Source organism: Inquilinus sp. Marseille-Q2685, from assembly GCF_916619195.1.
In the GTDB taxonomy this organism is placed as follows: Bacteria; Pseudomonadota; Alphaproteobacteria; order DSM-16000; family Inquilinaceae; genus Inquilinus.
On the sequence record NZ_CAKAKL010000002.1, the window covers coordinates 560001 to 573684 of the forward strand.

12 protein-coding genes (1 of these 12 running past the window's edge) are annotated in these 13684 nt (G+C 70.4%); 5 read left to right on the forward strand and 7 right to left on the reverse strand.

Going from position 1 to position 13684, the window contains the following annotated elements:
- On the reverse strand, nucleotides 1-489 hold the 5' portion of the coding sequence (locus LG391_RS11685; RefSeq protein ID WP_225768183.1) for a LysR family transcriptional regulator. Its footprint begins 465 nt before the window's first position; the window shows 489 of its 954 coding nt (coding positions 1-489); its start codon is at nucleotides 487-489; the stop codon falls past the left edge of the window.
- Nucleotides 490-679: 190 nt separating this feature from the next.
- On the opposite strand from LG391_RS11685, the gene LG391_RS11690 reads away from it, so the two are divergent.
- Nucleotides 680-1612 carry a ring-cleaving dioxygenase gene (locus LG391_RS11690; protein ID WP_225768184.1) on the forward strand — a complete coding sequence of 311 codons (933 nt, stop codon included), beginning with the start codon at nucleotides 680-682 and terminating at the stop codon, nucleotides 1610-1612.
- A 76-nt stretch (nucleotides 1613-1688) separates the two neighbouring features.
- Nucleotides 1689-2339 (forward strand): alpha/beta hydrolase, encoded by a 651-nt coding sequence (locus LG391_RS11695; protein ID WP_225768185.1) that lies wholly within the window; start codon nucleotides 1689-1691, stop codon nucleotides 2337-2339.
- Between the two features lie 59 nt (nucleotides 2340-2398).
- Here LG391_RS11695 and LG391_RS11700 read toward each other — a convergent pair whose 3' ends face one another.
- Nucleotides 2399-3394, reverse strand: coding sequence for a helix-turn-helix transcriptional regulator (locus LG391_RS11700; protein ID WP_225768186.1), 996 nt, complete (start codon nucleotides 3392-3394; stop codon nucleotides 2399-2401).
- 848 nt (nucleotides 3395-4242) lie between these two features.
- Here LG391_RS11700 and LG391_RS11705 point away from each other — a divergent pair.
- A complete protein-coding gene (locus LG391_RS11705; protein WP_225768187.1) occupies nucleotides 4243-5148 on the forward strand; it encodes a helix-turn-helix domain-containing protein in 906 nt (301 codons plus the stop codon).
- A gap of 15 nt (nucleotides 5149-5163) precedes the next feature.
- On the opposite strand, the gene LG391_RS11710 is transcribed toward LG391_RS11705, so the two are convergent.
- The gene (locus LG391_RS11710) at nucleotides 5164-6207 is read right to left on the reverse strand and encodes a LacI family DNA-binding transcriptional regulator (RefSeq protein ID WP_225768188.1); all 1044 of its coding nucleotides are present in this window, start codon (nucleotides 6205-6207) and stop codon (nucleotides 5164-5166) included.
- Between the two features lie 415 nt (nucleotides 6208-6622).
- On the opposite strand from LG391_RS11710, the gene LG391_RS11715 reads away from it, so the two are divergent.
- Nucleotides 6623-7453 (forward strand): helix-turn-helix domain-containing protein, encoded by an 831-nt coding sequence (locus LG391_RS11715; protein WP_225768189.1) that lies wholly within the window; start codon nucleotides 6623-6625, stop codon nucleotides 7451-7453.
- A gap of 617 nt (nucleotides 7454-8070) precedes the next feature.
- Nucleotides 8071-9186 carry an AraC family transcriptional regulator gene (locus LG391_RS11720; RefSeq protein ID WP_225768190.1) on the forward strand — a complete coding sequence of 372 codons (1116 nt, stop codon included), beginning with the start codon at nucleotides 8071-8073 and terminating at the stop codon, nucleotides 9184-9186.
- Between the two features lie 467 nt (nucleotides 9187-9653).
- Here the strand turns inward: LG391_RS11720 and LG391_RS11725 are convergent, their stop codons facing one another.
- The 4 genes from LG391_RS11725 to LG391_RS11740 form a co-directional block, all read right to left on the reverse strand.
- Nucleotides 9654-10523: an NAD(P)-dependent oxidoreductase gene (locus LG391_RS11725; RefSeq protein WP_225768191.1), complete on the reverse strand. Its 870-nt coding sequence runs from the start codon at nucleotides 10521-10523 to the stop codon at nucleotides 9654-9656.
- 84 nt (nucleotides 10524-10607) lie between these two features.
- A complete protein-coding gene (locus LG391_RS11730) occupies nucleotides 10608-11507 on the reverse strand; it encodes a complex I NDUFA9 subunit family protein (RefSeq protein WP_225768192.1) in 900 nt (299 codons plus the stop codon).
- 6 nt (nucleotides 11508-11513) lie between these two features.
- Nucleotides 11514-12032 carry a hypothetical protein gene (locus LG391_RS11735; RefSeq protein WP_225768193.1) on the reverse strand — a complete coding sequence of 173 codons (519 nt, stop codon included), beginning with the start codon at nucleotides 12030-12032 and terminating at the stop codon, nucleotides 11514-11516.
- A 66-nt stretch (nucleotides 12033-12098) separates the two neighbouring features.
- Nucleotides 12099-13607 carry a serine hydrolase gene (locus tag LG391_RS11740; protein ID WP_225768194.1) on the reverse strand — a complete coding sequence of 503 codons (1509 nt, stop codon included), beginning with the start codon at nucleotides 13605-13607 and terminating at the stop codon, nucleotides 12099-12101.
- Nucleotides 13608-13684 lie beyond the last annotated feature (77 nt).

The window sequence follows — 13684 nt, forward strand, 5'->3', positions numbered from 1 at the left end:
CCGGCGCCCTACCAGCGTCTCGGGCGGGTTGTCCGTGGCCCGGATCGCGACGTCGGCGTCACGTTTGGACAGGTTCAGCGGCTCGTTGCTGAGCACGACGTCCAGCCGAACGTCCGGGCATTCGCGCTGGAACTTCGCGAAGAGCGGGGTCAGCAGATGGATCAGCAGGGAATCGTTGGTGGTGACGCGCAGCTCGCCGGCCGGCGAGATGGTCCGGCCCGCGACCTTGCGGGTGAAGCCGGTGATGTCGTCGTCGAGACGGGTCGCCAGCTCCACCATCTCCTCGCCGACCGGGGTCAGGACGTAGCCGGAGCGATGCCGCTCGAACAGCGTCGTGCCGAGGGCCTGCTCGACCTGCCCGAGGCGCCGGAACACCGTGGAGTGGTTGAGGCCGAGCTGGGCGGCCGCTCCGGGCAGGCCCCGGGCATCCGCGATCGCCTTGATCAGGCGGAAATCGTCCCAGGAGATGTTGCCGAAGGGCTCGCCCATATCCCCGATCCCGTGCGTGTCGTGAACAGCGATGCGGCGAGGTTTGTCCTTTCCGCTGCGCAAGTCGAATTGCCAAAATGCAGGAGCATCTTTGCATGGACGCAAGCGGTTGGCCATCGGCCCGCAGCGCCGGAGGCATTATCTGAAGGGCCACGGCGGGCCGATCGGGCTCGCGATCCGGAGGCATATCATGCGCAGCAACGGCATTCATCACGTCACGGCGATCGCGGGGCCGGCCCGGCGGAACCTGGAATTCTACACCCGGGTGCTCGGGCTCCGCCTGGTGAAGAAGACGGTCAATTTCGACGATCCCGGCACCTATCACCTCTACTACGGCGACGAGACCGGCCAGCCGGGCAGCATCCTGACCTTCTTCCCCTGGGCGCATGTCGCGCCGGGACGCCTGGGCGTCGGCGAGACCCAGGAGACGGTGTTCCGCGTGCCGGAAGGGTCGATCGGCTACTGGGTCCAGCGCTTCGTCGAGAAGGGCGTGCCGCACCAGGCCGTCGAGCAGCGCTTCGGCGAGACGGTGCTGGCCTTCAAGGACCCGGACGGCATGCGCCTGGCCCTCGTCGCGGTGCCGGGGATCGAGGCCGAGCCCGGCTGGGCCGGCGGCGACGTCCCCGCGGAGCATGCGGTCCGCGGCTTCCACAGCGTCAGCCTGCTGCTGGAGGATGCGGCGCCGACCGGTGCGGTGCTGGCCGACGTATTCGGCTTCACCGAGGTCGGGCGGGAGGGGGCCGTGGTCCGCTACCGGGCCGGCGACACCGCGATCGGCGGTATCGTCGACCTGCGGGCGGCCGGCGGGTTCCTGCCCAGCCGCCCCGGCGCCGGGTCGGTGCACCACATCGCCTTCCGCGCGGCCGACGATGCGGCCCAGGCCGAGATGGTGAAGCGGCTGGCCGAGAACCACCGGCTGCCGACCACCGAACAGAAGGACCGCAACTATTTCCGCTCCGTCTATTTCCGGGAGCCGGGGCATGTCCTGTTCGAGATCGCCACGGACATCCCGGGCTTCGCGGTCGACGAGCCGGCGGGCACGCTCGGCCAGGCCCTGAAGCTGCCGCAGTTCCTCGAGCCGCATCGTGCCGAGATCGAGCGGGTCCTGCCGACGGTCGACTGACCTCCATCACCGTTGCCGGACGCTGCGACCGCCGCCGCGTCCGGTCCCCTTCATGCCAGACAACGGAGCTTGCGCGATGACCCAGGCGCAGTCCTTCATCCATCGGTTCGAGCCCGGCCGGGAGCCGGGGGCGCCGCCGCTCCTGCTGCTGCACGGCACGGGCGGCGACGAGGCGGACCTGCTGCCGCTGGGCCGGGCCGTCGCCCCGGGCTCGGCGCTGCTGTCGCCCCGCGGCAAGGTGCTGGAGGGCGGGATGCCGCGCTTCTTCCGCCGGATTCGGGAGGGCGTGTTCGACGAGGAGGACGTCCGGGCCCGGGCGCATGAGCTCGCGGATTTCATCGCCGAGGCCCGGGCCGCCTACGGGCTGCAGGCGCCGGTGGCGCTCGGCTTCTCCAACGGGGCGAACATCGCCGCCGCCGTGCTTCAGCTGCGGCCGGAGGCGCTGGCCGGCGCCATCCTGCTCAGGGCGATGGTACCGCTCGGCGATCCTCCGCCGGCGCAGCTGCGGGGCAAGCCGGTGCTGCTGCTGTCGGGCCAGCTGGACCCGATCGTGCCGGCCGACAACGCGGCGCGCCTTGCCGGGCTGCTCAGAAACGCCGGCGCCGTCGTCCAGCATCGGATCCTGCCGACCGGACACGGCCTGTCGCAGGCCGATGTCGCGACCACGAGCGCCTGGCTCCAGGAGTTCGCAGCGGCATCGCCGTCCCCGGCCGGTCAGCACGGCTAAGGGCCCCGTTCGAAGGCGACGCCCAGATCGGCAAGCCCTCTCCCAAGAATGCCGCCGCGTTATCGGTCGTCCGCCGGCCGCGTCTTCGGGAGCATGCCCGTCGCTGGTCCCTTTCCGCGGCCGGACCGGGGCGGCCCGCCGAAGTGCTTCTTGTACAGCCGGTAGAAGGTCGACGCGTTGCTGAAGCCGTAGTCGAGCAGGACGGTCGTCACCTTCTTCGTCCCGAGCTCGAGCTCGCGGTGGGCGGCTTCCAGCCTCATGGTGATGATGGTCTCGCGCAGGGAAACGCCCATCCGCTCGAACAGGCCGTACAGCTTCCGCGGCGAGATCTCGAAATGCCGGGCGATGGACTCGGACGAGAGCACCTGGCTGGCCAGGTTCTCGGCGATGTGCATCTTGATCTGCTCATACAGCAGCCGGTCCCTGTCGTGGGGCCTCGACGGAGCCATGCCCAGCAGGTAGGCGCGGATGATCTCGACCAGATGATTGAAGGATGGAACCTCCGGAATGGAGGTCAGCTCCGCCCCCTGGTCGGTGGTCATCAGCTCGTTGTGGAACCGGATATAGGTCGTGATCGCCTCGCTGTTGATCACCGCCAGGGCGTCCAGGCCAGGGAACAGGATCTCGGCATCCTGGGTGATGTGGAGCCAGTCGAGGAGGCAGGAGCGCCCGGAATCCTTCTCCAGGACCAGGTCGAAGTCGCAGCCGCCGTCGATGACGACGGCTGCCCCCGGCTTCAGCCGGACCGTCTGGTCCTTGATCAGGAGCGCGCAGCTGTTCCCGGTGGCGATGACGAGGCAGTGGGCGGGGATGCCGGGCCCGCTGCGGCGGCGGAGGATTCCGGGCGTGCAGAAGAGGCGCAGGGACCGATGGTCCTCGACGATGCCGAGCTTGGCCGTCACCCGGAACGGCACATCGGTCGTCGGCACGAAGTCGGCGTGCAGCAGCGGCTGGCAGAATTGCGACCGGAAATAGTCGACGCCCCCTTCGTACAGCATCGAGCCGGATGTCGTGACCCGCTGCCCGGCCGAGACGGTTTGGTGGGGGATGGCCATCGTCCTGCGTCACCGGAAGGGGGAGGAGGGGGCGGTGCGGCATTCGCGACCTCGGCCTCGCCAGGTCAGGCGGCGAGGGGCGGGTCATCTGCATGCATCCGATATAGCGGGGTTGCCGGGCCGGTTGGCGCGGCTTGGGATGTCGTCCCGCGCAGATATATTATCAAATTATGCAAGGCATTATCGTTTGCTGCGGCGGTCTGCGGGCTGCGCCGGATGAGACATTGCGGCCCTGCCCGGCGAGACGGTCACCCTTGTCTCATGCCTTGGACCAAGATTTGCCCCGACGCAATCACTGCCCGAGATTTTTATTTTAACAAAAGACATGTCGTGACGATCGGGTCGCCGGCCGGTCCGCGGGAATCCTCGCTTTCGGGGAACGTTCCCTTTAGGGTCAGGGCAGCCATGTAGCGAAGACCGATGAGCCAGTGTACAAGCGGCCCCAGCTTTTTTCTCCAGATCATGATGTTTTTCCGGAGTGTAAAATGAAAAAATATTCCCAAAAACACCCTCAAAGAAAACTATTGTTATTTAAATGAAGCATGCTTAGTTATCGATGCGGGTCGAGGACGGGGAAGTAGAGGGGCATCCATGGGCTACGTGAACCTGTCTCGCTTTCCCGATCGGGCGCCCGCGATTCAGCTGGGCGCAAGCCAGTCCTTGCCGGCGCGGAGCGGCCGTTGACCGGGCTTCCGGCCGAGGGCCGAAGACGCCCGTCCTGGAGTTGCCTCTGGTGCCGATGCCGCGAGGCCTGCGGCGGAGGATGGCCCTATGCTCTTCATGAGAGTAAAATCCTAAACAAGGGCCAAAAGACTGCATCGCATGAATGACGCTGCAGGCATTGGGAGATGCGAGAGAGTTCCGCCTGTGGATCCATCCTCTGCGCCCGCCTGGACGAGCACTTCCGGCGGCTGTGCCAGCCGCTCCTCGATTCCTCGCTGGATCCGCTGGGCGATCGGTCCGCTCCGGCCGACCTGCGGTTCGGCTTCATCGGCCGGCACAGGGCCATCCACATCCGTTCGGGCCCCGGCGCGATCCGTCGCCCGGCCGGGGGGGCGGCCCGGCTCGGCGACCATTTTCTCATCCTCGTGCCCGGGAGCGCATGCCTGCTGATCACGGGGCAGCAGCGACGCATCCTCGTCCCCGGCATGGTCGCCGCCATCGACGGCGATCAGGGCTTCGAGCTGCAGCTGGGCGGCGCGGGCGGCGAGAGCCATGTGGTCGACTGGCTGCACATCGCCGCCCCCGGCCCGCCCGAGCTGCGCCGGATGGCCGGCTGCATCGCCCTGACCAGCGGCATGCTGGCCCGCTACGTCTCCAAGCATGCGAGGCTGATCGTCCAGGAGGCCGGGACGGACGAGCCGCTGGCGGCGCGGATGCCGATCTTCGACTACATCCGCCGCGCGATCAGGGACTATGTGCAGCAGGCGGATGCGGCGGAGCCCGAGGGGCTGCGGCTGCTCCGCCGGATCCGGTCCTTCATCGAGGGCCATGTGCGGCACCCGCATCTGGGGGCCGATCTGATCGCGCGGGAATTCGGCATCTCGAAGCGGAAGCTGTACGCCGTCGTCAGCGACAACGGCGCCTCGCTGCACGACATGATCATGGAGGCGCGGCTGGAAGCGGCGCATCGGGTCATCGAGGCCGGCGGACAGAAGATGGCGAGCCTGATCCGGGACCACGGCTTCACCAACGCGTCGACCTTCTACCGCAACTACAAGCGCCGCTTCGGCCGGACACCGCGGGCCGGATAGGTCAGGCGGCCTGGCCTAGGTGCGCTCTCCCGGCGCCCTCCGCGGGGCGCCCGTGCTGGCCCGCAGGAGGAGCCGGCTCGGCAGCGTCGTCTTCAGCGGCGGCACGGCGGCGACGTCCTCCAGGAGCTGCAGCATGACGTCCGCGGCCCGAATCCCGAGATCCCGGGTCGGCTGCGCCAGAGAGGTCAGGGGCGGATCGCAGAATGCGCCGACGGCGGCCCCGTCGAAGCCGAGGACCGAGACGTCGCCGGGCACGGCGACGCCATGCGGTCGGACCGTGCCGATGAACGAGATCGCGGCGTCGTCGGCGCAGCAGACGACGGCGGTGGGGCGCCGCTCCATCGCCAGATACGTCTGCGCCGCCTCGACACCGGCCTCGAGGCCGGCGTTGAACCCGAGACACCCCCCATGGCGGATGACGGCCCGCGCGGAGAGGCCTGCCGTCGCCAGGGCGTCGAGCACCCCCGCGAATCGCTCGGCCTCGTGATAGCTGCCTGGCGGGCCGGCGACATAGAGGAACGACCGATGGCCAAGGGCGATCAGGTGAAGCACGCCGTCGCGCATCGCGCCGCGATCGTTGGTGACGACGCTCGGAATGCCGGCCTCGCTGCGGTCGATCAGCAGCGACACGATCGGGATGTAGGCATCGGTGAGCGACCGCCGCCCGTAGGACGGCAGGGCCGCAGCGCCGAACACGACCACGCCGCGGATGGCGCCGTCGAAGGCCTGGCCGAGGATGTGTCTCTCCGCGGCCGGGGAGTTGCGATTGCAGAAGAGGAGATCGAAGCCGCTTCCCGACAGCGTGGCGGAGAGGCTCTGCACCACCGCCGGAATGATCTGGGCGACCCCGAAATTGGTGTTCGGGCCCGGCAGGGTGGCCATGATGTTCGTGGATCTGCCGGCGCGCAGGCTCTGTGCCGCGGCGTTCGGGATATAGCCGAGCTGCTCGGCCGCGGCGGCGATGCGCCGCCGGGTCGCCTCGTTGACCCGGCCTGGAACGGCGAGGGCGCGGCTGACCGTCGAGGTCGCGACGCCCGCCAACCGTGCGACGTCGCTCATCAGCGGTCCACAACTCCGGCCGTTCCCGCGTCGTCCTGCCATGGCTCGTCCATGTTCTCATCCGCCCAGTCTCATCCGCCAGCAGAGTGTTGCAAATGTGACGGCCGGCGGTGGAGGTACAGCGGAGCGCGGCGGGCCGGAAGAAAGATCTTGCAAACAGTCCGACGATCATTATGGTCGGCAAACGATTGCCATGCATCGGCCGGAACGGGCAACGACGTCCGGTCCGCGATGCCGGCCCGCCCCGGCCCCGGACGCAGGCAGCTCTGCCTGCCGGGGCCGCCGACCCTGCATTCACATCGACCGACCGATGCCCCGGCAAGCGTCCCCCGTCACCCCAAGACCAGGCAGCTCCGTCTCCGGATCGATTCTCTACGCGGATGCGGAGGCGTTCGCCTGCCAGGTCTGCGGCCCCGTGCTCAGGGCGGCGTTCGAGCCGGACGGCAAGGATTTCCGCGCCGCGATCCGGTTCAGCATCCTCGGCAGCAGCGGGGCGGCGCATCTGCGCATCACCCCGGGCGTGCTCACGCGCCGCGGCGGCCGGGGTGGCGACGCAGGGCCGCATGTCCTCGTCCTGGTCCTGCGCGGCAACGGCCTGCTGACGGCGGGCGGGGCCCGGCGGCCGCTGTCGCCGAACTCGGTCGCCGTCCTCAGCGGCGACCTGGAGTTCAGCCTGGCCCTGTCGGCCGGGGAGGCCGGCAGCTGCGAGCTGGATCTGCTCCAGGTGGCCGGGGCCGAGCCGCCGGCCCTGGCGAAGGCATCCGGCGTCAGGGTGACGAAGAGCGCCTCGCTGGCGGATTACATCGTCGGCCTGGCCGAACTGGTCCAGCCGGAAGGCGGCGACATCGGGCCGTGCCAGCGGGACATCCCGATCTTCGACTATATCGGCGTGGCGATCCGGGACTATCTGGCGCAGGAGGAGAGGGAGGAGGGGCCGCGCCGCGACCACGGCCTCTACCACAGGATCAGGGCGTTCATCGACCGGAACGTGAAGAACCAGGCTCTCGGCGCCGACCTGCTGGCCCGCGAGTTCGCCATCTCGAAGCGCAAGCTGTACAGCATCTTCTACGACAGCCGAGCCTCCCTGCACGAGACGATCATGACCGCACGGCTCGAAGCCGCGCGGCGGGAGATCGAGGCGGGCGGGCAGAAGGTGGCGAGCGTGATCCTGGATCACGGCTTCTCCAACCCATCGACCTTCTATCGCAACTACAAGCGCCATTTCGGCCGCGTGCCGCGCGCATAGCGGGCGCCGCTCCAGGATCAAAGAAACAGCGTGAAGCGATTCTCCGGAGATCCGAATTCTTCTTGTTTCATAAAATAAAAAATAAAATATTATTAATATCAGCACATCAGAAATCTGATGATTGCCACCCAGAATGCGCTGTCTGCGAAGACAATTGCTCATTCTAGGACACCAGTCTGCACCAGATGCCACGTCTGGTGATGCAGCATCCGGAAATATGCAGATGTTCTCGGGGGCGACCCTGATCGAGGGACGATGTTCCAGAGTCATATTTCCGAAGATGTTGTCATCATTTCGTCATGCTGGGCTGCCGGTGCAGACCATAGGAAGGCATGCCGTGCAGGACGGCGGTGTCGCCCGTGCCGTCGAGCCGACAGACATCGAGCTTCGAGGATTTCGGCCCATCTCGGCGCGGGAGGGGCGGAATGAACCGATCGGGCGATCGGTCTTTCGGAAACGGTGCGGCCGCCGGCGCTCCGCCCGGGCTCGTCCCCGCGATCCCGGGCGGGCCTGCAGCGGACCTTTCGCTCCCGCCGATGGGGGCGTCGCTCGGCCTCGGCGCCCGGCCGGCGCTGTCGCGCGAAGGCCCCCGCCTTCGGCCTGTGCCCCGGCCGTCCGTGTGCGCGGGATGGGAAGACCGCGTCCAGCTCGACCATTATCGCGACGTGCTGGAGTGGGAGCCGCTCCCGCCGCAGCCGCACGATCTCGGCGACCGCCGGCCGTCGGTGCCGCGCGGCATCTCGACCCTGGCCTATGCGCCGGAGCAGCAATTCGAGGTCTGGCGCTCCCATCTCGGCTCGATGCTGGACGCCCGCCTGCCGCCCGGGGTGACGCCGGCGGCCGGCTTCCTTGCGGAATTCATGGTCTGCGGCCTGGGGGGCCTGTCCGTGGCCTTCGGCCATGCCGACGCCTATTCCTACAGCCATGTCCTGGGCCAGTCGGGTCCCGGGGCCCGCCGGACCCCGGTCGGCTGCTGGAGCCTGATCCTGCTGACGGTCGGGGAACTCTGGGTCGAAGGCCCGGACGGCGAGACCCATGTCCGGCCGGGCGAGCTGTTCCTGATGTCCCTGGACGAGCCGTTCCGGGGGCGCGCGACCCGCTATGGCGGGCTGTTCCTGACGCTGCCGCGGGACATGTTCGCCGCCGCCGCCGCGAACTTCGACAGCGCCTCGGGCGCCGTGCTGACCGGCCCGCTCGCCGCCCTGCTGGTCGACTATCTGCGCAGCCTCGAGGCGCGGCTGATCGGCATGACGGTGGAGGATCTGGTGCTGGCGGGGCGGGCCCCCGCCCAGATGCTGGCGGCCTGCGTCGGGCCGTCCCGCGACCGGCAGGAGCAGGCGCGCGGCACCATCGCCTCGATCCTGTTCGACCGTGCCCGCCCCCACATCCAGGCCCATTTCGGCGACCCCGAACTGACGCCGGAGCGCGTGGCCCAGGACCTGCGCGTCTCGCGCTCGAATCTCTACCGGGTGTTCGAGCAGGCCGGCGGTGTGTCGCGCTACATCCAGCAATGCCGCCTGTTCGCCGCCCACGCCGCCCTGACCCATGAGAGCGGGCGGCGGATCCAGGACATCGCCTACAGCTGCGGCTTCAAGCTGGCCTCGGACTTCACCCGGGCGTTCCGCCGCGAATTCGGCTACAGCCCGCGCGAAGCCCGCGAGGCTTGGCGCAAGCCTGCGGGGCCGGCCGTCCGGGAGCCGCGGCCCGGCCTGGCGCCCGCGCCGGCGGAGTGAGCCGGCGGCCGCGGCGCCTGCTGCAGCCGCGGCACCGGCAGGCCTGCGCGAGATCCTTCGGAACCGCGGCCTGTCCCTTGTCGTCATTCCCGTGAAGGCGCTCCGGCATCGACACATCGATAGGCGGTATCGGGCGGGCGTACGCACAGGCGGCCTCTCCCGCTTGCGAGACCTTTTCAGAACTCAGCCGTCCGGGTCGACCTATGCCTTTAATTCTCCCCCTCCCCTTGCGGGAGGGGGAAGGGGGAGGGGCTGCGCGCGTCCGTGCGCGTATGGGCAGGACACCAAACCCGCCGTCCGCGCCGGCTTGCGACAGTCCGGGCTGGGTCAAGCCGAGAGACCCCCTCCCCTTGCCCCCTCCCGCAAGGAAAGGGAAGAATGGAAGGGACAGGCCGCCCCTGACGGCCGAATTCTGAAAGGGTCTCGCCAGGCGGGAGAGATTGCGCGCCTTGCGACAACGCCCATGCCTAAGCCGCCGCGTCGGCCTTTCCGATCGCCAGGAAAGCGTCCAGTGCCGCGATGTCCCGCTTCTCTCCCGCCATGTCGGCGGCCAGCCGCTCGTACAGCCCGGCCATGCCCTCGAAGATCGGCCGGGCCGGGTCGTCGGGGCCGAGGAAATCGGCGATCTCGCGCATCTCCGCCACCCAGCGATAGGCCTTGGCGTACATGTCCGGCACCGACCGCTCGAACCTGGCCAGCAGCTGCGGCTGGCTGTCCGCCAGCTCGGCATGCAGCGCCGGGCCGGCACCGGCCCGGTCGGCCGCCAGGATCATGGCGGCGGCCAGCCCGGTCAGGCCCTTGTTGATGCCGGCATAGCTCATCTTCAGCGCCGAGGCGGCGCCGACCGGCCCGTCGAGCACCCGGATGCGCAGGCCGAGATCGCCGAGCACGCCGAGCCGTGCCGCCTCCGGCCCGGCCAGGTACAGCACCGGCCCCGCCCCTCCGGCTCCGCCGGGCGCGGGCGGCCCGCCGATGATGCCGCCATCGGCGAAGCCGGCGCCGGTCGGCGCCACGAGCGCGGCGATCGCCTGCACCGTTTCGACGTTCACGGCGTTGCAGTCGACATAGACCGGCTTGCGCGGCGCGGCCCGCAGGGCCGGCGCCAGCCGCTCGGCCAGCGCCATCGCCTCGCCGGGCGGCACGATCGACAGGATGATGTCGGCGGCGGCGACCGCGGCCTCGTCGGCCGCCTGCATGCCGGCGGCCCGGGCGCGGGCCACGGTCGCGGCGCTGCGGCCGTCCAGCAGGGTGGTCACGACGGCGCCGCTTTCGGTCAAACGCCGGGCGACGCCGCTGCCCATCGCTCCGGGGGCGATGACGGCGATGGTCGGTTTCATCGGATCTCCTCCGCTCTGCCGGCGGCCGCCCCTTTCTGGCCCCGGCCGGGGGATCATGGCGCGATCCGAGCGGGCCGTGAACCCTCAGCCGGACGGAAGGATCAGCGGCAGAACCTGGCGGACGGACGACGGCGTCAGGTCCAGGGCCGGGAACCCCGGCATGTCCGGATCGGCGACGTTATCCTGCTCCATCAGTTCCACCTGGGTCCGCGCGATCGGCGGATGCGGCAATTGCTCCGCGACCAGGGCCAGCGCCTGCCAGGCCGGAAACGGCACCGGCACCAGCAGCGGCCGGCGGCCGACATGCCGGGCGACGAGCTCGATCATCTCGCGATATTCGTAGACGGCGCCGCCGCCGAGCTCGTAGGTGACACCGCCCTGCCCCGCCATCGCCCGCACGATCGCCGCCGCGACATCCTCGACATGGGCCGGCTGCAGCCGGGTCCGGCCGCGGCCGAACAGCGGAAACACCGGCGCCCGGCGCAGCATGCGGGCCAGCGGCACCAGGAGGGCGTCGTCCGGCCCGACCATGGCGGCGGGCCGGATCAGGATCGCCTCCGGGAACGCCGCACGCACCGCCCGTTCGCCCTCGCCGCGGCTGCGGATGTAGGGGGAGCGCGAGGCGGGATCCGCGCCGATGCCGGACAGATGGACCAGGGTCGCCACGCCGGCCCGCTGCGCCTCTCGCGCCACCCGGGCGGCGGCGTCCACATGGATGGACCGGAAGGTCGCCCGGCCATGCTCGACATAGAGGCTGACGGCGTTGACCACGGCCCGGGCGCCGGCGAGGGCCGCGGCCACCGAGCGGTCGTCGGCCACATCCGCCCGCACCGGCTCGACCGCGCCGTCGCCGGCTTGCGGCGGATCATGGCCGGGGTGTCGCGACGCGGCCCGGACGGCGAAGCCCTGCTCCGCCAGATGCCGCACCACGCGCCGGCCGAGGAAGCCGGTGCCGCCGAACACCGTGGCCAGCGGTCGCGCCACAGCCGCTCAGCCGCCGGTGTTCACCGCCGCGGCGCCGCCGACATAGGAGCGGACGCGCGGCCGGCTGCGCTCGACATCGCGGCGCCAGACCGAATCGTCCTCATTGGCCGCGGTCAGCGGCACCACCGGCCCGGCCCAGCCGCCGGCGCGCCAGCGGTCCTCGCGCGCATCCATGTCGACCGTGCCCTCGTCGTCCAGGATGTCGAGCGCGCGGTCGTGCTCCGCATCCGTCACCTGGACCGAAACCAGGTAGCAGCCGCGGCGAAGGTGCTCGCCATAGGTGAAGCGCTCGTCGTCCGGGAAGAACAGGCCGCGCAGGGATTCCAGGATCCCCATCCGCTGCTCCGGCGCGGGCGCCTCCTCGTCCCAGGCGTCGGGATCGCCCTTCGGGTCGATCTCGTTGCCGGGCACCAGGCGGATCCGGTCCTTCGGGATGCGCGTGGCGACCAGCCGCTCGACCGCATCCTCCGCATCCTTCCGCGAATCGAACAGCGCGGTGACGTTCCATTGACGGGCCTGCTGCATCGCATCGTCTCCTCGGCAGCCCCTCCGCCCAGGAAACGGCACGCGGCAGGTCCCCGTTCCGCGCGCCTAGCCCCGCCGGAAGCGCAGGATCCGGCTGCGGTTGAGCGCCAGCCGGACAGTGTCGCCGTCGAAGGCCAGGCCGATCCGCTTCGGCCAGGGCTCGTCCCGGCCCTCGGCCAGGAGGCGGCCGCCGCCCAGCGGCACCAGCGCGGCCGAAGTCCGGATCGGGCCGGTGCCCATCTCCAGCCGCTCGCCGGCGATGGTGAAGGCGGCGTGGTGCTCCGGGCACAGCCATTCGCCCTGCACCCGGTCGAGCACGCCGTCCGGCGCGATCGGGCGGAAGCGGCGCGCGGCGTGGCCGATCTCGCCTTCCACCGCCTCGCCGGTCCAGCGCAGCCGCATCGGGAAATGGGCGGAGAGCGAGACCGACCAGCCGTCCTCGCCGCAATGGAGCGTCTCGCCGGTGCCGAGGAAGCTGGCGACGCCATCCTTCAGCTCGAGCCATTCCGGCCCCTGCTCCGCCACATAGAGCCCGTCCGGGATCGCGGTGCCGCGCTGCGGCAGCTCCTCGCCGAGCAGCGCCGCCATCAGCTTCAGCGCCGTGCCGAACGAGACCGTGTCCTCGCGGTTGGACACCACGGCGGCGCCGACACCCTGCTCCGGGTCCAGCAGGAAGTAGGTCTTGTAGCCGAGCAGCGAGCCGCCATGCCCGACCAGCCGGTGCGCGCCGAGCCGCGACCAGGCAAGGCCGAGCCCGTAGCCGGTCGGCCGTCCGTCGGCGAGGGGACGCGGCGCGCCGAGCCGGGCGAGCACGCCCTGCCCCGGCCCGCGGTCGGCCAGAACCGTCTGCTGCCAGCGCACCAGGTCGTGCAGGCTGCCGGTCAGGCAACCGGAGGCCGAGAGGTGCTGGCCCGAGGCGGCGAGCTGCCAGGCGCCGCTTCCGTCCTTCCAGTAGCCGGGGCCGAGGCCGCGGATCGGGTCGAACCAGGTCTCCGGCACGCGGAAGCCGATGCCGAGCGGTTCGGCGACGCGGTCGCGCACCAACTCGGCGAAGCCGAGGCCCCGGCGCAGCAGCGCCGCGTCGACCAGCCGGTAGCCGGTGTTGGAGTAGGAGATCTCATGCCCGGACGGGAAGTTCAGCTCGGTCAGGCGATGCAGGAACTCGAGGCTCTCCTCCCGGCTCACCGCGGCGCCCTGCGGCACGCCGAGCAGCGACAGGGTCTCGCGCAGGTCCGGCAGCCCGCCGGTCATGTCGAGGGCGCGGCCGCCCGTGACCGCGGCCAGGTCGCCGCGCCGCCCCGGCAGCAGCCGGCCGAGCGGATCGTCCAGGCCGATGCCGTCCTGGCACAGCGCCAGCGCGGCGAAGACATGCTTGGTGCCCGAGGCGTATCGCACCACCGTGTCGCCGGAGAAGGCGGTGCCGCCGGCCAGGCTCTCGCCCCCGCCGCAGGCCTCGACCCGCAGCTCCCGCGCATCGAACACGGCGACGCCGCCGCCCGGCTCGCCCGGTCCCCAGGCCGCGGCGATCTCGGCCGCCGCCTCCGCCGCCGCCGACCAGCGCAGTTCCCCCATCATCGCCTCCCGTCCGTTTCGCACCGTTATAGGCAGGATCGCCGCTTTTGGCTTCCTCGATCGCCGATCCGTTCCTACGC

What these genes read in the sequence shown, in the direction of transcription:
- LG391_RS11705 (WP_225768187.1), top strand. Translation starts at nt 4,243, where the DNA reads ATGCGAGAGAGTTCCGCCTGTGGATCCATCCTCTGCGCCCGCCTGGAC.
- LG391_RS11735 (WP_225768193.1), bottom strand. Translation starts at nt 12,032, where the DNA reads ATGCAGCAGGCCCGTCAATGGAACGTCACCGCGCTGTTCGATTCGCGG.
- LG391_RS11740 (WP_225768194.1), bottom strand. Translation starts at nt 13,607, where the DNA reads ATGATGGGGGAACTGCGCTGGTCGGCGGCGGCGGAGGCGGCGGCCGAG.
- LG391_RS11700 (WP_225768186.1), bottom strand. Translation starts at nt 3,394, where the DNA reads ATGGCCATCCCCCACCAAACCGTCTCGGCCGGGCAGCGGGTCACGACA.
- LG391_RS11725 (WP_225768191.1), bottom strand. Translation starts at nt 10,523, where the DNA reads ATGAAACCGACCATCGCCGTCATCGCCCCCGGAGCGATGGGCAGCGGC.
- LG391_RS11695 (WP_225768185.1), top strand. Translation starts at nt 1,689, where the DNA reads ATGACCCAGGCGCAGTCCTTCATCCATCGGTTCGAGCCCGGCCGGGAG.
- LG391_RS11690 (WP_225768184.1), top strand. Translation starts at nt 680, where the DNA reads ATGCGCAGCAACGGCATTCATCACGTCACGGCGATCGCGGGGCCGGCC.
- LG391_RS11710 (WP_225768188.1), bottom strand. Translation starts at nt 6,207, where the DNA reads ATGAGCGACGTCGCACGGTTGGCGGGCGTCGCGACCTCGACGGTCAGC.